Raw genomic sequence first — 17,753 nt, forward strand, 5'->3', positions numbered from 1 at the left:
GATTAGCCAGTAATTTCAAAACGCGAGAAGTCAGCGAGCTGCCGCGATTCATTGACTTCATCATGGGGCACCAGCAAGTACTTCCAGGGCTTGCCGCCGACGCGCAGCGCGTAGTCTGAGGCGTGTCGGCACCACTGCAAGGCGGCAGCGGCCTTGGCCTTCACTTCATCGGTTTTCAGGTCGTTCCGCGCCTTGGTCTCCACCATCAAGAGTGTCGCGTCCATCTCAGCGACGAAGTCGGGGATGTATTCCGGCTGCTCGGTGCCGAGCTTGTAGTAGATCTGAAACTGCCCCTTCGCGGGCTTGAACCACTTCATCGCGTCGCGCTCCAGGATGACGGCGAAGCGCCGTTCGGTATCCGAGTCAAACTTCTGCAGCGGGTACAGGCAGCGTGTGAATCCGCCGAACAGCATCTGCTTGATGCGGCCTACGTCCTCTACCGTTTCGCGAAAGTGACGCGGGGCTTGCCCTGCCACAGCCGTGTAGTTACAGGGTTTGAGCTCCGTGAAACCGCGGCTAATCTGCACCTCGTACTCAGTCGCCTTCTCGAAGAAGTGGGCCATCATCTGCGCGTGGATTTCCCTGGCGATGGTCTTGCGCTGACCATCAAGCACATTGAGCGTATCGGCTTCGGAGAGATAACCGCGCAGGTGCTGCACCATCTGGCCCGCCAGATCGTAAAGCAGGTCGGCATGGGTGAAGTAGTCGATATCGTCGAAATCCACCAGCGCGTGGACGAGGTAGTCCTCCGGACGCTGCTCCTTCAGGCCGATTTCCGCCCCCAGCGTGAACTGCTCATTGCTGCGCAGCATCTGTCCGACGATCTCGCGCTCGCCTGGTTGCAGGCGTAGCTGGCTCACGTCCAACGTGAAGGATTGGAAGCCCGTCGTGACCTCACCCTTGGGCACCACGGCGATGCGCGGGATGTCGATGGTCTGCTGCACCACGATCTCGGTAGTCTTCGCCACCACGGCGGGCAAATCAAGTGCGGGTGCGGATTCATCCACGCCCTCCAGCAATTGGCCCTGCAGCGGCTTCATCCGCTCGGTCACTTCCGCGAGGAGCGCCGATTGCAGTTCGGGTTTTAGCAGCGCACGGCGAGTGGGTGCTATAGCGTATTGTATTTCATACTGGTCGATGACTTCCATGACCATGCGCGCGGCCTGCTTTTCCGCATCGGTGGTGAAGACCGGGGCTGGCGTTGGCGTGACAGCACCGCCATTGGCGGCTGCCGATGCCGGATCGAGCGCAGGCGCGTCATCCGTCAGCCCAAGGCGGTATGCTGCGCCCGAATCGACCTGCACGCTGACCTTGCTGTCATTGCCGGACGGCGCATCGAGGATGACCTGCTGCAAGCGAAGCGGCGAGTCAACCCGATTGGCCTCGTCGATGATCTCTTGAAACTTGTCGTGGGCGACGATGTTCAGGCGATCCACCGCTGCGACGCCCGTGCGCTTGCCATAGGGCAGACGCAGGCCACGCCCGATGGATTGCTCGATCAGGGTACGGGCATTGGCGGCGCGCAGCGGCACGATGGTGTAGAGGTTGGTCACGTCCCAGCCTTCCTTGAGCATGTTGACGTGAATCACGATTTCCGTGGGCTCTTCCAGACTCTCCACGGCCAGCAGGCGCGTGATCATGGCTTCTTCTTCCGCACCGCTGCGGCTGGAATCCACCTGGATTACCTTGCCGGCATAGCGCCCTTCGTAAAACGCTTGTGATTCCAGAAGGGTCAAAAGCTGCCCTGCATGGGTGGTATCGCGCGCGATGACCAGCATGAACGGCTTCACCTGCTGAACTCCATTCTCACGGGCATACGTCAGTAGCTCCACTTTAGTGCTTTCATGCAGGCGCACACCGTCTTCCAGCTTGATTTTTTCAATTTCTTCCGGCGTGTGGTCGCTGACACTGAAATTGCGCTGGGTGACTACCGCCGGTTCCTTGACGAAGCCGTCTTCCATCGCTCGCGCTAGCGGGTAGTCCATCACCACGTTCCTGAACGGCACCGGCCCCCGACTGGATTCCACGAAGGGCGTCGCCGTCAGCTCCAGTCCAAACAGCGGCTTGAGTTCGTTGATGGCGCGCACGCCCGCGCTGGCACGGTACCGATGCGATTCATCCATCAGCAGCACCAGATCGGGCAGATTGGCGAGATAGTTGAAGTAGCTATCGCCCAGCACCTCCTTCATCCGCTTGATGCGCGGCTCCTTGCCGCCGCGTACCTCGGAGTTGACCTTGGAGATGTTGAAGATATTGATACGAACTTCACTGAACAACTCCCCAGTAGAAGGGGTTTGCTGATCGTAGTTATCCCCCGTAATCACGCGGGGTGAATGGATGGCAAATTCGCCGATGCCCTTGAACACATATTTCGGCGTATTGGGCGTGAAGTCCGTGATGAGTTTCTTGTAAATAGTGAGGTTGGGCGCGAGCACGAAAAAGTTGTTGATGCCGTGTGCCAGATGCAGATAGGCGATGAACGCCCCCATCAGCCGCGTCTTGCCCACGCCCGTGGCCAAGGCAAAGCACAGCGAAGGGAACTCGCGCTCGAAATCTTCAAGCGTCGGAAACTCGGCCTTCAACGTGGCCAGCACCGCCGCCACGTCCTTGCCGTGCTCCAGCAGTTCCGGCGCGGCATCCAGCGCCTGCTTCAACCGTGCCAGCGATTCCGCCTGCGGCGGGCGCAGCGACAGGCGGCCCGTGATGTGGTTTTGCACGCGGGCGCTCATGCTTCATCTTCCTTGTCATCAACATCAGTTATCCGAAAATCCTGGACAACTGATTCTTCAGCCAACCCACTCTCCAGTTCCTCCACCGTGGGCAGACTGGTTGCCAGGGGTTCCGGCAGCGCGCGCACCAGTTCGTATTCCGCCACGCCAATGGGTTTGTCGATGCCAGAGAGCGCATATTCGGCCACCAGCCGGTCTTGCGTCTTGCACAGCAGCAGGCCGATGGTGGGTTTGTCTTCTGGCGCTTTCACCTGCCTGTCCACGGCAGTCAGATAGAAGTTCAACTGCCCCGCGTGTTCCGGCCTGAACTCGGAGGCCTTGAGTTCCACCACCACATAGCACTTGAGCCGCGTGTGATAGAACAACAAGTCGATGAAGAACTCCTTGTCGCTGACCTCCAACCGGTATTGCTGCCCCACAAAAGCGAAGCCGCTGCCGAGTTCCAGCAGAAACCGGGTGATGTGCCGCAGCAGCGCGTTTTCGATGTCACGCTCCTGCGCTTCATCGCCCAGCCCCAGAAAGTCGAACAGATACGGATCTTTCAGCGTTTCATGCGCCAGTTGTGAATGTGGTGCGGGCAGACGGGCTTCGAAATTGGTCGCCGCGTTGCCCTGCCGCTCGTGCAGGCGGTTGCGGAGATTCCGTTCCAGCGTGGCGCGCGACCAGCCCTCGGTAATGGCTTTGCGGGCATACCATTCACGGGTGGGATCGTCCTTCAGGCGGGTAATCAGCACGACGATGTGGAACCAGGGCAATTGTCCAGCAAGCTGCTGGACAAATTGCTCGTCCGGCCAGGCCTCGGCAAAGGCCCGCATATAGAGCAGGTTGGCGCGGGAAAACCCCTTCATCTCCGGGAAGGCCGCGCGCAGGTCGCGCGCCAGACGCTCGATCACCTTGCTGCCCCAACCCTGCGCCGCCTGCCGCTGCAGGATGTCGCGGCCGATCTGCCAGTAAAGCCCGATCAGCTCCGCATTGGCTGCCAGCACGGCCCGCTGGCGGGCGGCCGCCACGCGCGTCTTGATGTCGGCCAGCCAATTGGCGTAATCCGCCGGAATGCCTGCCAGGTTCTGGCTCATGCCCCATCCTCCCCGTCGCCAAACAGATCGGCCGTGCCGCTGTCCGCCGTTCTCCCTCTCCCTGCGGGAGAGGGCCGGGGTGAGGGCTGCTTGGCCTCAGGCGTCGCCATCGGCTGCTCGAACATGGGAAGCGACGCCACATTCAGGCTGTAATCGTCGTGCCCCCACTCGCAGCGCGCCAGAACCATCTTCGGAATCTTCTTCAGCGTCAGGTTCGGCCAGCGTTCGGCTGACTTGGCGGCGGTCACGCCGTGGAAGGCCGAGCAGCACACCAGCAAGCTCCGGTCGGAACCCACTTCCTCGGCCAGCGCCTGCAACTGATCGGCGGACAGGTTTTGCGTGGTGACGTAGATGAAATCGCGCTCGCTGGAGTGGCCGTGCTGCCACCAGTGCGTTTCCGACGGCGCGTAGCTGAAGCCCTCCAGCTTGGCCAGCGCCTCGGCCAGCATCGCCGCGTTGTATTCGGGATTGATGACCGGGTTGCCCCAGCGGTCGTTGACGATCAGCGTCGGCGCCAGCCGGTAATAGCGGAAGCCGCCGCCACCTTGCCAGCCCACCGCCTGGGTAATGCCGCCGGGGTCTTCGCCGTCGATGACCTTTTTCAGGCGCGGGATGATGTGGGTGTGACAGTGCTCGCCCAGCTCCACCATGATCCAGCGGCGGCCCATTTTGTGCGCGACCGCGCCGGTGGTGCCGGAGCCGGCGAAGGAGTCGAGGATGAGGTCGCCGGGGTTGGTGGCAATCTGGATAATTCGTTTCATTAACCCTTCTGGCTTGGGTGTCTCAAACGAGGCTTTTTCGCCAAACAACAGCTCAATTTCGCGCGCTGCATGTTGATTGAGTCCAACGTCATCCCAAATTGTTGGCGCAGACATGCCCGGCTTTGCTTCCGTCTTGAATAACTTGCGCATGGGGGTGGTTGCCTTTCCGTCCTTTCCCCAAAAGAAACGGCGATCGGCAACCATTGCGAGCATTTCTTCTTTCTTATAGACCCAGCACCTTCCTTTCCTTGGGTACACCTGCTCACCAGTAAATGGATTTGTTACCGGATAAATCAAGCTTTCAACGAACCGGCCGCCTTTTGCATTTCCTGTTGAATCAACTTTTCGAAAGGGGCCGCGCTCGTCAAATCCAAAAGGCTCTTCATATAATTGATATTGGGAATCTGCTTTTTCAGTGCGTTCCATCAGATTAAAAGCATCTTCGGCTACTGTTTTTTTTGCGGCTCCATTCCTAGTCCTGGCATAGACAAGGACGTGGTCGTATGTGGAGCCAATCTTACGATCATTTGGTGCGCCATCTCTGCGTTTCCAGGCAATATCTGCGATGAAACATGCCCTTCCAAATACCTCATCGCACAACACCTTCAGATAGTGCGCCTCGTTGTCATCAATGGTGATCCAGAGCGACCCGTCCTCCGCCAGCAGCCGCCGGATGATTTCCAGCCGGTCGCGCATCAAGCCCAGCCAGATCGAATGCTCCAGCCCGTCGTCGTAATGCGTGAACGCGCTGCCGGTGTTGTACGGCGGGTCGATGAACACGCACTTGACCTTTCCTGAAAACTCCGCCTCCAGCGCCTTCAACGCCAGCAGGTTGTCGCCAAAGATCAGCCGGTTGTCGAAGAGGTCGTTGTCCGTGACGCGATGCTTGGCGTGATACGACTTCTCGGGATCTTCGAGCAGGATGCGCGGCTCCAGCTTGGGCCGCTTCTCCTTCCCGATCCAGGTGAGTTCGAGTTTTTGTTTGCTGCTCATCAATACGTCCTGATCAACTCAATTGGGCAATGCGCCAGATGGCGGTGGCCTGGTCGGCCATCCAGTTCTGCCGTACCGCAATTCGTTCGGGTGTCCATTCGGCGTTGTCCACCGCGACTTTCTGCGTCAGAACAAATCCGCTTTGTTGATAGTCAGGTCGTTTGGCGGCGTAGTCGGCATTTCCGGCGTCGCGGTTGGCACCCGTCTGCATCAGGGTCATGTTGCCTAGCCGATACATCAGGCCGTCCATCTCTTCGTTGCTGAACCCGCCCCAGCCATCGGGGGCGCGCTGCGGAAGAATGTGTTCGATGTTGAACGCGTCGCTGGTGAAGCTGTGGTCGTTGCCGGAAATATGCCGTTCCAGCGCACACAGAATGAAGCGCATCACGCGGTTGTTGCGTGAGTCGGTCGTGCGGATGACCTTTTCGGCAAACGCCGCGCGAAACGCCCGGTCTTCGACATAGATGCTCCGCATCGCCGACAACGCACCGGATAGCTCCCGCAGCTCCCCCTTGGCAATGCGCTCGGCGACGGTGTTGTAGGTGCGCTCCTGCTCGGCTGTGCCGAAGGCGCCGATGACGTTGTAGCGCATCGAAATGACCACGGTCGCCCGCAGCAAGCCGGAGAAATCACCGGCGTCGAAGTGTCGCCGTGCGGCCAGCAGCAATGGGTAGGGTTGCCGTACGCGGAAAGTCTTGAGCACACCGGCAAGGTTCTTGTCCTCGGGCGACCAGTCCGAAACCTCCGGTGAGGTCAATGCCAGATAGGTGTCGAGATCTTCTTCCATACCACGCAACAGGGCGAAAACCGCTTCGCGATCACTGATCTTCGAGCGGATGATTTTGAACAGATCAGCTTGACGGGCAAAGTCATGTCGGCTGTTCCAGTGCGCGCGCAGAAAGTCGGGAAAGTTTTCCGATTGCAAGCTCCCGACGAGCGCTTCCCAGCGCTCTTCCAGACTGTGCAATTCGTGGTCGGACTCGCCGCCGCGATCAAGCACGGAGAACAGGTAGTTCTTCAGCAGGTCCGTGGCAGACAGACGCACGCCACGCGCATTCAGGGTCTCGAAAACCTTGTAGGCGTTGAGCTCGTCCGTGACCGTGATGACGGTGAAAAAAAGCTTGTCGCTGATGTCCTCGACAAGTTGCGCCAGACGCGCACCTTCGTTGCCACTGTACGCCTTGAGGTAAGTCGCAACCTGCTTGTCGAACCACTCGAACGCCTTGCGCAAGGAATGCTCGGACGCGCGGAGATTGCGCTTGGGCAGGTGCCCGAGCGGCAGGAGGTAGTCGCGGTAATAGGCGTTGTTGTTGCGGTTCAGGGTGAGCTTTGGCCGGGCGATCAGGGTCACTGGATCGAGATAGCCGATATAGGTTTGCCGGATTTGGTTGATACGCTGGGTGTTAGCATCCCCCTCGTTGCCGACTTCGATCTGACGCAGGAGATTCTTCAGGACAGCCAGCACGATCAGGCTGAGCGTGGTCAGGCGCTGTTGGCCGTCGATGACATCGAAAGTCTTGTCATCCGCGGATTGCAGAACGAGATAGCCCATGTAATGAGAAGACTCGCCGTCTGGCTTCAAGGTGGCAAGAATGTCCGCCCACAGGTCTTCCCACTCGTCACTGGTCCAGCTGTAGTCACGCTGGAAGCGCGGAATGCAGTAGGTCAAGCCATTGCCGATCAGTTTGCGAAAGGTGTTGTTTTCGGTCTTGAAGTTGGTTGCGGCCATGTGCGGTACCTTCCTATAGCAGTTCCCATTCGATGGAAAACAAAGTGCGCTCTTCGACCTGTTGCTGGAGCTGCGCTTCAAGCTGACTGATGAGGTCATTGCGCTGGGCTTCGATTTCGTCCTGCCGGGCGAACAGCTCGCGGCGCAGTTTGCTGCGCTTGCCTTCCAGTTCGCGCTGCCGCTTCTGCCAGGACAGCTTTTCTTCCAGCGTCGGCGAGGTCGCGGCGCTGCGGCGCACATCCTTGATCTCGCGGTCGATTTCGTTTTTCTGCCTGCTCATGCTTTTTGCTCCTCTTGCTGCGCCAGCCGTAGCAGGGCCTGTTCGCGCTCGCGTTCGAGTTCCTGTTTCAGCTCGGCCTCGCTCGGCAGATAGGGCAGGTATTTGGCGGCGAACAGTTGCTGTTGCTCGGCCAGCACGGAATAGCGCACCACGGCCTCGCTCTTTTCGCTGCACAGCACCAGGCCGATGGTGGGGTTGTCGTCCGCGCCCTTGATTTGCTCGTCGTAGAGGCGCACATAGGTGTCCATCTGCCCCATGTCCTGATGGGTCAGCTTGCCCAGCTTCAGGTCCACCAGCAAAAAGCACTTGAGCTTGAAGTTGTAGAAAACGAGGTCCAGATAAAAGTCTTCGTCGGCAAAACTCACGCGCTGCTGGCGGGCGACAAAGGCAAATCCCCGGCCCAGCTCCAGCAGGAAGCTTTGCAGGTTGTCCATGATGGCCTGCTCCAAATCGCCTTCCAGGAAGCGGCTGGCGTTCAGGTTCAGGAAATCCAGCACATAGGGATCGCGCAGGAAATCTTTCGCTGTTTCGGCCAGGGGCGCGGTTTGCTCCCTTGCTTCCGCTTCGACGACGGCCTTTTCCTTGCTGGCGAGCAGGCGTTCGTAATAGAGCACGCCGATTTGCCGCTCCAGTGCGCGGCTGCTCCAGTTCTGGCTGATGGCTTCGCGCAGATACCAGTCGCGGGCGGCGGGGTTTTCCACGCGCAGCAGCGTGCGGTAGTGCGTCCAGCTCAATTCGGTACGCACTGCGTTCCGAATCGGGAAACACTGGAAAAATAGGCGCATGTTCCTCAGGTTGCGCTCGTCAAAGCCACGCCCGAACTGCGCCGTCAATCGCCCGGAGAGCGCGGCCAGTTGCCGTTGCCCGTAGGCGGCGCGGACTTGCCCTTGCTGTTCGTGTTCCACGATCAGACGGCCAATTTCCCAGTAGCAGGCCACCATGGCCTGATTGACGCTTTGCCGCACCTGGCTGCGTGCCTGCTTGACAATCGCGGCAATCCGTCCTGTCAGGGACTCCAAAGCATCCTGTTGTCGGGATGGCATGTGCTTCATCTCAACTCCCACTCCACGGTGAACAGCGTGCGCTCATCAACCTGCCTCTGAGGCTGATTCTCCAACTGGCTGATGAGGTCATTGCGCTGGGCTTCGATTACATCCTGCACGGCGAGCAGTTCGCGCTACTTCAATAAGTTTGCTTTTTCCCAATCTTGCTCAAATTGTCCCATATTGCCTTGTCATCAGCCAGCAAAGGGCGGCTGTTACTACCATCAAGACTTCTCAGGCAGCAACGCCTCCGCCAGTAATTCCAGCCAATGGCGCACCGGCAAATCGGTGCCGCCCTGCAAATGCAGCTTGCAACCGATATTGGCGGTGGCAATGGAGCAGGGCTGACCCTCTTGCAGAGCATCGATTTTTTGCTGACGGAGTTGCCGGGATAATTCCGGCTGTAAAATGGAATAAGTGCCCGCCGAGCCACAGCAGAGATGAGCGTCGGCCACGGCGGTCAATGCATAGCCCGCCCGTTGCAATAGTTTTTCGACCTGGCCCTGGACGCGCTGGGCGTGCTGGAGGGAACAGGGAGAATGAAAGGCCAGGGGTCCGCGCTCTTGATGCTCCAGGGGCAACTGCTCCAGATGCTCCAGCAGCCATTCGCTGGGATCCCGCGCCAGCGCCGCCACCTGCCGGGCTTTTTCGGCATAATCGGGGTCATCTTGCAGGGCCTCTCCATATTCCTTGACTATGCTGCCGCAGCCGCTGGCACTGACCAGAATGGCCTCGGCGCCCGCCGCAATATAGGGCCACCAGGCATCAATATTGCGGCGCATGTAATCATGAGCTTCAGCGCGGGCGTTGAGGTGCAAGCTCAGGGCCCCACAGCAGCCCGCTTCCGGGGGCGTGGTCATGACATAACCCAGTCGGGCGAGTATCTGCTCCAGCGCGGCACCGGTTTGCGGCGTCAGCACACTTTGCACGCAACCGGCCAGGGCAAGCACGCTGGGCTGCCGTGCCGACACTGCCGAAACGTCAGCCGGGGCAGAAACCGGAGCCATACGGGGTAAGTCCGGGACCTTACGGGCCAGCGCTTCGGGTAGAAAGGGTTTGCACAGATTGCCCAACTGCAAGGCCAGCCGAAAGCGCTCTGGATGGGGAATTACGGCACGCAGCACGGAACGCTGCAGTTGCTCCAGAGCCGGGCGGGGAATATCCTTTTCCAGTTGTTCGCGACCAATTTCCGCCAGCCGGGCGTAGCGTACGCCCGAGGGACAGGTACTCTCACAGGCGCGGCAGGTCAGACAGCGATCCAGATGCTTCAGACTTTCACGACTGGCCGGAGTGCCGCCCAAAAACTCCTTGATGAGGTAAATACGCCCGCGCGGACCATCCAGCTCGTCACCCAGTATTTGATAGGTCGGACAGGTAGCCGTACAAAACCCGCAATGCACACAACTGCGGAGAATGGCGTCAGCTTCGGCCATTTCGGCGTTATTTTCAAAACGCGGAGCGATACGGGTTTGCATGGGCGTCTCTACAGGGCGGCGTACAGGCGGCCGGGATTCAAAATCCCGCGTGGATCAAAGGCTTTTTTCAGGCGTTGCTGCAGCGCCAGCAAAGACGGGGCCAGGGGATGGAAGACTTCGCCGCTGGCATCCGCGCCACGAAACAGGGTGGCGTGTCCGCCGTGTTTTGCCGCCAACCCTTGCAAGGCTGCGGCATCCTGATGGCCGCGCAACCAGCGTTGCCCGCCACCCCATTCAATGAGAGTGGGTTCCGGCAGGGGCAGCGGTGGGCTGGCCGGAGCCAGGGCCAGGCGCCAGAGTGGAGCATCGCCCTGAAAAAAGCCATGCCGCTGCTCCCGCAAATCCGTCCAGAAAGCGTCTGCGGCGGTGAGCACTTCTCCACCGATTTTGCGGCCTGCGGCCTCCACTGCCTTGGCCGCTCCCGAAAGGCGTAAATATAAATAGTTGTCATACCAGGCACTGGCCGAAACCGGCAGGGGGTGAGCAGCCCATTGATTCATCTGGTCAATAGCGGCAGCCATGGGAAGTTCCTGCACCAGGGTCAGCTCCTGCTCCGGGCGCGGCAACACTTTGAGGGTTACCTCCAGAAGAACGCCCAGGGTTCCCAGGGAACCTACCAGCAGGCGGGAAACATCATAGCCCGCCACATTTTTCATGACCTGGCCGCCAAAGCGCAGGATTTCTCCCTGTCCGTTCAGCAGTTGTACTCCCAGCACATAATCCCGGGCGGAACCGGCGTAAGGTCGACGCGGCCCGGAGAAACCGCAGGCCAGGGTACCGCCAATGGTGGCCTCTGCTCCGAAAAAAGGCGGCTCAAAAGGCAACATCTGTCCGGCTTCAGCTAACTGTTCCTGGAGGTTTTGCAGGGTGGTGCCGGCACGCAGGGTAATGAACAATTCACTGGGCTCATAATCCACCACCCCCTGATGCGCCCCCACCCGTAGAGGCTCGCCGTGACGAACGCTGCGGCCGTAAAAATTCTTGCTGCCTGATCCTTGAATATGGAGGGCACGGGACTGGGCATAGGCCTCCCGAACCTGTTCCTGCAAGATCTCGCTCTGGTCCACCTTAAAAACGCTCCAATTCGGGAAAGGGCAACTGGCCGTGGTGCACATGCATGGCCCCCAGTTCCGCGCAGCGATGCAGGCTAGGGACGGCCTTGCCGGGGTTCAGGCGTCCTTCCGGATCAAAGGCCGCCTTGATGCGATGCAACTGGTCCAGTTCCGCCGCCGTAAACTGGACACACATGCTGTCCAGTTTTTCGACGCCGATGCCGTGTTCTCCGGTAATGCTGCCCCCCACTGCCACACAAAGTTCCAGAATACGCTGACCAAAGGCTTCCGCCGCCTGTAACTGACTGTCGATATTGGCGTCATAGAGAATCAAGGGATGCAAATTGCCATCTCCGGCATGAAACACATTGGCCACCTGCAAGCCATATTCCGCAGACCAGGCGGCAATTTGTTCCAGCACCTCCGCCAGACGCTTGCGCGGGATGGTCCCATCCATGCAGTAGTAATCCGGGGCCAGACGCCCCACCGCCGGAAAGGCGGCCTTGCGGCCCTTCCAAAGCAGCAAGCGGGTTTCCGCATCTCTGGCGATGCGGATACTGCCAGCCCCATGCTCCTCCAGCAGATTTTCGACGGCGTCTAGTCGCACCTGCAGTTCCGCCTCGCTCCCATCCAGTTCACAGAGCAAAATGGCGGCCGCATCGCGGGGATAACCGGCATGGACAAAATCCTCGGCCGCCGCAATGGCCAACTGATCCATCATTTCCAGCCCGGCCGGGATAATCCCTGCCGCAATAATGGCACTCACCGCATCTGCCGCAGCCACCACGCTGGAAAAAGCGGCCAGGATCACCAGGGTGTTTTCCGGAACCGGCAACAAGCGCAGCGTACTTTCGGTGACGACCCCCAACAAACCCTCCGAGCCCATCATCAGCGCCAGCAGATCGTAGCCGGGACTGTCCGGGGCCTGGCTGCCGATGTGCAGGATCTCGCCGGAGGCATCCAGGACTTCCAGGGCCAGCACATTGTGGACGGTCAAGCCGTATTTCAGACAATGCACCCCGCCGGAGTTTTCCGCCACATTACCGCCGATGCTACAGGCGATCTGGGAGGAGGGGTCCGGGGCGTAGTACAAACCCAGGGGGCGTACGGCCTCACTGATGGCCAGATTGCGTACGCCCGGCTGCACCTGGGCAGTACGATTATGGGTATCCACCGCGAGCATCTGCTTGAGTCGCGCCAGGGACAGGATGATGGCTCCGGCACTGGGGCGCGCACCCCCGGACAGGCCGGTCCCCGCCCCCCGGGGCACCACCCCTATCCCGTATTGCTGACAGACTTTCAGCACCGCCTGTACTTGCTCCCGGTTGTGGGGCAAAGCCACCGCCAGAGCCAACTCCTTAAGAACAGAAAGGCCATCGCACTCATAGGGATGCAGGTCTTCTTCGTGAATGAGCAAGGCATCATCCGGGAGCACGGCGCGCAGGGCCGCAATAAACGCGTCATGCTGAGGAGCCAAATCACCCGCCATGGCCAGCGACCGTCAACGACCGCGCAAGCGCTGCCGGGCCACCGCCAGACTTTCGACATCGCCCACATTGCCGGGAAAAATCACCACGGGCAGATTCGGATAACGGGGATGATCCGGAGGGCAGAGCACCACCGAACAACCGGGCAGAATCTGCCCCATTACCCGCGCCTTAAGCAGAGCCAGGCCACTGCTCAACACATCATTGGAGGTGATGCCCCCTTTGCTGATGAGAAAGCCGAGATCTTCGGGTAGTCCCTGCAGCACCTTCATGAGAAAGGCCGACACGCTCTCACCAAAGGCCAGACGCGTCACCTGATCGGGAAACTGACGTTCGCTGCGGCTGGTAAATATCACCAGATCCCGGCCTTGGTCATGGATTTTGGCCGCCTGCTCCAGCAAGCGTGATAGTTGCCTGGTGCCGGCCTCACCACTACAGGCATCCACGTCCACCTCCAAACCCTCCAGACCCGGTTCCTCCAGCAAGCGTTTGAGCTGCTCGGTGCTTTTGCGCACATGGGAACCCACCAGAATGGCCCCAGCCTTATCCCCGCGTCGCAGTTGCGCCATGTTTTCGGCAGACACCGGCTGGGGTGGCAAATCGGCCAGGGCCGTCAACAAACTGGCGGCGCTGCGGAATAGAAAACGCTTGCCCTGTCCGGCAGCCGTCCGCAAATCCCGGGCAAAAGCCTGCAAATCCGCAGGTTCTACCGCGTCCACGACAACGCAGACGTTATTGTTCAGCGCGAGCAAGCGGGGCAGACAGCCGGCACGCAGATCTTCCAGGGTGAAGCGCTGCACCTGTCCAGCCGGGATGCGACCCTGGGTTTTCTCGGCCACATAATCGGGCAGATAACTGTGCTGAAAGGCAAATACCGAATCCCGGGCAAATTCCGTCTCATGGGCCGGGACTTCCACGCCGTTCTGAACGACATAATGGGTGCTGTCCCGAGTAATGCGGCCCCCTTCAAAAAATGCCGGGACCAGAAAATGGGCATCAAAAGGGCCTAGCTCCTCAGCCATCACATCGGTTTCCACCGGATAGTGACCGCGCAGGGTCGAATCGGAACGACTCACCAGCAAGGGTTGCAACGCCTGTCCGGTAAGAGCCAGTCGCTCCAGGGCAATATGCAGATTCCGGCAGATTTCCCGGGTGACCTGTTCGGCACGCGCCGCCGTCATGCCCCGGGTGTTGCTCAGCACAAAAAAGAGCGGTGCCGCATCCTCCAGAGCCTCCCGCAGGGTATCGGGATCCCAGCGAGTCAGCAGCAGACAGGAATGAACAGTCTGCGAGCCGGTGGGATCATCGTCAATGACGATGATTTTGCCGGGCAGGGCTGCTGGATTACTGCCCACTAAAACCCCGAACCTTGTGGAGAATGGCCTCGGCCGTGATGCCATTGAAAGCCATCAGTTCACCGGCGGTAGCCGTGGTTTCGCCGCGCTGCCAGGCCAGGGTGTCGCGTTGCGCCGCACGACTGCGCAGGAGCACCGGCTCCAGGCCAGCAGAACTGCCACCACCGATAGTGAGGAGCATATCGCCGGCAAAGATCTGCTGGAATTCCGCATCTGCCATGAAATCCGTGTCCGCTTGCGCTACGGTGTGAGCGGCCACATCCGAGGGGCGATACAGCTGACGGGGATTGATGACACTGACAATGCGCACCCCATAACCTTCTTTCTCCAGCACTTCCCGAGCCGCAAATACCGGCAGCAGGACCATATCACCGGTCACAGCCATGGTCACTGTGCCACGCGTACCCGCCGGTCCTTCGTACAGCACAGCGGCACCCTTGCGCACTGCCACACGGGCCTGGGCCATATCCAGATGCACCGGCAACGGGCTTTTTGAGGCAATGAGGATCATCACCTTGTTGACGCTGTTCACCGCATATTCATAGGCAGCCTGGATGACATTGGCATCCGTGGGGTAAAGCAGGAACACATTGCCATTGCGCATTTGCGCGGCAAAGTAGTTTTCGATTTCCGGACGTTGATGGGTCCAGCCGTTGCGCCCCTGTTCCAGTGCTCCTGCCGTGAACATACAGACGGCAGAAGGCGTGCTACGCCGCAGTTCCGCCATGGCCTGGCCTACGGTCTGCATGATCGGCCAGCCGTTGATGGCAAAGGACTCATAGGATAACCACAGGGAACGACTGCCGAACAGTGCCAGTCCCGCTGCCAGTCCCGCACAGGCATCTTCGTTGAGGGGTTCATAAACCTGCCCGCCCGGCTGCTGGTTGTAGAGGGGGTCTTCGGTGGGGTGACGGATTTTCAGGGCGTCATTGATGTTCTTCATGGCCGAGGCTTCATTACCATCGGCATTGCTCACCACAAAGCGGCGATCCTGCTGTCCCAGCCAGGCCACCAGAGCGCCCATGGCGGTGGCGGGTACCGCCTGTTCGCCGACGGCAAAGTCCTGCAGGGGAAATTCACCCAGACGGGCGATTTCCAACACATGCTCTGTGACTGCGGTCTGTGCCGCAGGTCCACCCCCGGCGCGGGAGAAATTGTCGCGGACCAGAGCCCAGGCTTCCGGACTCAATGCGCGTTTTTCCAGAGCAGTTTTGATTTCCGGGGACTCGAAAGTGTCCTTGGGATACAAGTTATGGGATTTGGCTCCGGAAACATGCACCCCTGCACCCTTCAACTGTTTCAAAATGAAAGCCGTGTGCCGACCCGTCAAGGCACTTTGTGCCGCCTTGGCCGCAGCACTGAGCACAGCCTCCATGAAAGCCATCCGTTGTCCGAAGGAAAAGCGGGTGGAATCAACATAAGCGCCTTCCTGCCCAGCATCATCATAGTCCTTGGCATCGATCAGGATGACTTCATCAAAATCATGGGCCCGCCAGTAGGCGACCATTTCTTCATTGCTCATCAGGGAAACCATGGAATGATGTTCCTGACTGAAGCCATTCCAGACCAGGATGGGCAGATAGTTGGTCACCTGGGGATAGGCAAAGTGGAAATGCTTCATAGAACTCAGCACGTAAGGCTCACCAAAACCGCCATCGCCGATGGTCACCGGAAACAAGGTACCAGGATGCAGCAGGGCCCCGGCCATGGCAAAGTGCTGCCCCTGTCCCAGCGGACCGGCTGGCGCCAGTAAACCCGGGATGGCACCGGACAGATGACCGAGCAGGCCATGCTGTTCGCGGAACCGCGCCATCATGTCATTCATGTTGTGAATACCCATGGCTTCGAGGGAGCTGTCGAGGAACATGGCACTGTAAAAGCCCGGAGCATGATGCCCGACCTCGGTGACAATGTTGGTATGCCCGAGCATGACCATAGCCGCATAAGCCTCGGCACTGGAAGCAAAGCCTCCCGGATGGCCGGAAGACTTGGCAGCACATACTTGCAGGGTACAGTAGCGCAAGGCATCCGCCAGCAGCAGCGACTGATATACGGCTTCCCGAGCCTGAGGATTGGTAACGGCTTTCTGACCCGCAGCAATGGCCGTTGCTTTGCCATACTGGTCAAAATCCGGCCAGTTTTCACCAAAGTAGAGCATCCCTGCACAAAAGTCGGGGGCGTTGGCGGGCAAATCCTGTGGCTGGGTCATAACGGCATTCCTGTAGCAATAAAAATTGCCCCCACTCTAAGCAGGATCAAAGGAATCCGCAATAGAGTGGCATTTATGCCCCTACCCGACAATCCACTCATAACCCACTAAAGCGCAAACACCTCGCCAGCTTACAATGCCTGGAAAAACCTTCAGATCAATCCTCGTCTTCGCCCTCGTCTCCCGCCCGCCGCTCGCCCTTCAGGGCAATGTTGAGATTTTTCAGCTTGCGGTAGAGATGGGTGCGCTCCAGGCCGACCACTTCGGCGGTACGGGCAATATTCCAGTCATTCCGCGCCAGATGATATTCGAGAAAGGCGCGCTCGAAGCGTTCCCGGGCGCGTTTGAGGGTGCCGCCAAAATCGTCTTCATCAAAGCTGCTGTTGGCGAGGGCCATCCGGTTATCCAGACCGAGGGCACCCTCGATTTCCTCGGCACTGATTTCCGGCCCTTCCGCCAGAATCAGCAAACGCTCGACCAGGTTCTGCAGCTCGCGGATGTTACCGGGCCAGGGGTAATGGTTGAGGACATCCATGGAATCAGGAGAGAAGCGCCGCCCGGGCAGGCCATCCCGTGCCCCGTAAAAATGCACAAACTCTTCAATAAGCACGGGAATGTCCGGGGTTCTGGCCGCCAGTGGCGGGACGCGCAGGGGCAGGGCGCTGAGGCGGTAGTAGAGATCACTGCGAAACTGGCCGTTTTGTACCGCCTGAGACAAATCCTGGGCACTGCCGGCAATGACGCGCACATCCACGGGAATCGGGGTGGTTCCGCCCACCCGGATGATGCGCTTTTCCTGCAGGGCCGAGAACAGGCGGGCCTGGGTTTCCAGATCCATATCGGCAATTTCGTCAATGAACAAGGTGCCGCCGTGCGCCACCTCCAGACGGCCACGAATCAGCTTGCCCTGGGTTTCGTTACCAAACAGCTCAATGGCCACATTGGGTCGGGCAATGGCCGCCGCCCGCAGGTCCACAAAAGGCCCCTGGGCCCGGCGACTTTGCCGGTGCAGATAGCGCGCCGCGACTTCCTTGCCGCTGCCAGCCTCACCCAGTAACAGGGCCCAGGAATCAACGGCGGCAACCCGGGTGAGTTGTTCACGAAACTGACGGATGGCGGGACTCTCACCGCTGGGCCGATCCACCCAGCCGGTTTGCGCGCGCAGATCGCGGTTTTCCCGCTGCAGACGGCTCGCCTCCAGGGCATGGGCCACGGTCAGCAGGGTTTTGTCCAGTGACAGGGGTTTTTCAACAAAATCATAGGCGCCCAGCTTAGTGGCCTGCACCGCCGTTTCGATGGTGGCGTGGCCGGACATCATGACCACCGGCTGCTCCAGACCTGCGTCCGCCCAGCGCCGCAACAAGGTAATGCCATCTTCGCCCGGCATCCAGATATCGAGGAGCACCAGATCGACCATCTGGTCGCGCAAAAACGCCTCGGCAGCGGCGGCACTGCCTGCCGTTTCTACCTGATAGCCCTCATCTTCGAGAATATCTGCCAGGGTCTGGCAGATATCGGGTTCATCATCGACGATCAGAATCTTCAATCTTGCCGCTTCCATGCC

At 59.6% G+C, this 17,753-nt stretch carries 12 protein-coding genes; all 12 read right to left on the minus strand.

The genetic code is table 11. The features are described from left to right. Positions 1 to 2: 2 nt before the first annotated feature. Positions 3 to 2,729 carry a DEAD/DEAH box helicase family protein gene (locus tag AC2VLR_RS11330; RefSeq protein ID WP_486882207.1) on the minus strand — a complete coding sequence of 909 codons (2,727 nt, stop codon included), beginning with the start codon at positions 2,727 to 2,729 and terminating at the stop codon, positions 3 to 5. Then, a complete protein-coding gene (locus tag AC2VLR_RS11335) occupies positions 2,726 to 3,805 on the minus strand; it encodes a PDDEXK nuclease domain-containing protein (RefSeq protein ID WP_486882209.1) in 1,080 nt (359 codons plus the stop codon). Before AC2VLR_RS11335 ends, AC2VLR_RS11330 begins: the two co-directional genes overlap by 4 nt. After that, positions 3,802 to 5,559, minus strand: a complete 1,758-nt coding sequence (locus AC2VLR_RS11340; protein ID WP_486882210.1) for a site-specific DNA-methyltransferase — start codon at positions 5,557 to 5,559, stop codon at positions 3,802 to 3,804. Before AC2VLR_RS11340 ends, AC2VLR_RS11335 begins: the two co-directional genes overlap by 4 nt. Before the next feature lie 13 nt (positions 5,560 to 5,572). Continuing rightward, positions 5,573 to 7,288, minus strand: a complete 1,716-nt coding sequence (locus AC2VLR_RS11345) for a DUF262 domain-containing protein (RefSeq protein ID WP_486882211.1) — start codon at positions 7,286 to 7,288, stop codon at positions 5,573 to 5,575. Between the two features lie 13 nt (positions 7,289 to 7,301). Then, positions 7,302 to 7,568, minus strand: coding sequence for a hypothetical protein (locus AC2VLR_RS11350; RefSeq protein WP_486882212.1), 267 nt, complete (start codon positions 7,566 to 7,568; stop codon positions 7,302 to 7,304). Then, complete coding sequence (locus tag AC2VLR_RS11355) at positions 7,565 to 8,620, minus strand: PDDEXK nuclease domain-containing protein (RefSeq protein ID WP_486882213.1); 1,056 nt, start codon at positions 8,618 to 8,620, stop codon at positions 7,565 to 7,567. Before AC2VLR_RS11355 ends, AC2VLR_RS11350 begins: the two co-directional genes overlap by 4 nt. 215 nt (positions 8,621 to 8,835) lie before the next feature. Beyond that, complete coding sequence (gene glcF / locus AC2VLR_RS11360; protein WP_486882214.1) at positions 8,836 to 10,086, minus strand: glycolate oxidase subunit GlcF; 1,251 nt, start codon at positions 10,084 to 10,086, stop codon at positions 8,836 to 8,838. A gap of 8 nt (positions 10,087 to 10,094) precedes the next feature. Further along, positions 10,095 to 11,153, minus strand: coding sequence for a glycolate oxidase subunit GlcE (glcE, locus tag AC2VLR_RS11365; RefSeq protein WP_486882215.1), 1,059 nt, complete (start codon positions 11,151 to 11,153; stop codon positions 10,095 to 10,097). A 1-nt stretch (position 11,154) separates the two neighbouring features. After that, positions 11,155 to 12,627, minus strand: a complete 1,473-nt coding sequence (locus AC2VLR_RS11370) for an FAD-linked oxidase C-terminal domain-containing protein (RefSeq protein ID WP_486882216.1) — start codon at positions 12,625 to 12,627, stop codon at positions 11,155 to 11,157. A 12-nt stretch (positions 12,628 to 12,639) separates the two neighbouring features. Next, positions 12,640 to 13,980, minus strand: a complete 1,341-nt coding sequence (locus AC2VLR_RS11375) for a four-carbon acid sugar kinase family protein (protein ID WP_486882217.1) — start codon at positions 13,978 to 13,980, stop codon at positions 12,640 to 12,642. Next, positions 13,970 to 16,189 (minus strand): phosphoketolase family protein, encoded by a 2,220-nt coding sequence (locus AC2VLR_RS11380; RefSeq protein ID WP_486882218.1) that lies wholly within the window; start codon positions 16,187 to 16,189, stop codon positions 13,970 to 13,972. The genes AC2VLR_RS11375 and AC2VLR_RS11380 overlap by 11 nt, the downstream gene beginning before the upstream one ends. Before the next feature lie 157 nt (positions 16,190 to 16,346). Beyond that, the gene (locus AC2VLR_RS11385) at positions 16,347 to 17,750 is read right to left on the minus strand and encodes a sigma-54-dependent transcriptional regulator (protein WP_486882219.1); all 1,404 of its coding nucleotides are present in this window, start codon (positions 17,748 to 17,750) and stop codon (positions 16,347 to 16,349) included. Positions 17,751 to 17,753: the final 3 nt, after the last annotated feature.

The organism is Acidithiobacillus sp. TH-A117 (assembly GCF_057473465.1).

Excerpts from the sequence above, each read along its gene's own strand:
- AC2VLR_RS11330 (WP_486882207.1), bottom strand. The coding sequence starts at position 2,729 with ATGAGCGCCCGCGTGCAAAACCACATCACGGGCCGCCTGTCGCTGCGC.
- AC2VLR_RS11335 (WP_486882209.1), bottom strand. The coding sequence starts at position 3,805 with ATGAGCCAGAACCTGGCAGGCATTCCGGCGGATTACGCCAATTGGCTG.
- AC2VLR_RS11340 (WP_486882210.1), bottom strand. The coding sequence starts at position 5,559 with ATGAGCAGCAAACAAAAACTCGAACTCACCTGGATCGGGAAGGAGAAG.
- AC2VLR_RS11345 (WP_486882211.1), bottom strand. The coding sequence starts at position 7,288 with ATGGCCGCAACCAACTTCAAGACCGAAAACAACACCTTTCGCAAACTG.
- AC2VLR_RS11350 (WP_486882212.1), bottom strand. The coding sequence starts at position 7,568 with ATGAGCAGGCAGAAAAACGAAATCGACCGCGAGATCAAGGATGTGCGC.
- AC2VLR_RS11355 (WP_486882213.1), bottom strand. The coding sequence starts at position 8,620 with ATGAAGCACATGCCATCCCGACAACAGGATGCTTTGGAGTCCCTGACA.
- glcF (WP_486882214.1), bottom strand. The coding sequence starts at position 10,086 with ATGCAAACCCGTATCGCTCCGCGTTTTGAAAATAACGCCGAAATGGCC.
- AC2VLR_RS11370 (WP_486882216.1), bottom strand. The coding sequence starts at position 12,627 with ATGGCGGGTGATTTGGCTCCTCAGCATGACGCGTTTATTGCGGCCCTG.
- AC2VLR_RS11380 (WP_486882218.1), bottom strand. The coding sequence starts at position 16,189 with ATGACCCAGCCACAGGATTTGCCCGCCAACGCCCCCGACTTTTGTGCA.
- AC2VLR_RS11385 (WP_486882219.1), bottom strand. The coding sequence starts at position 17,750 with ATGGAAGCGGCAAGATTGAAGATTCTGATCGTCGATGATGAACCCGAT.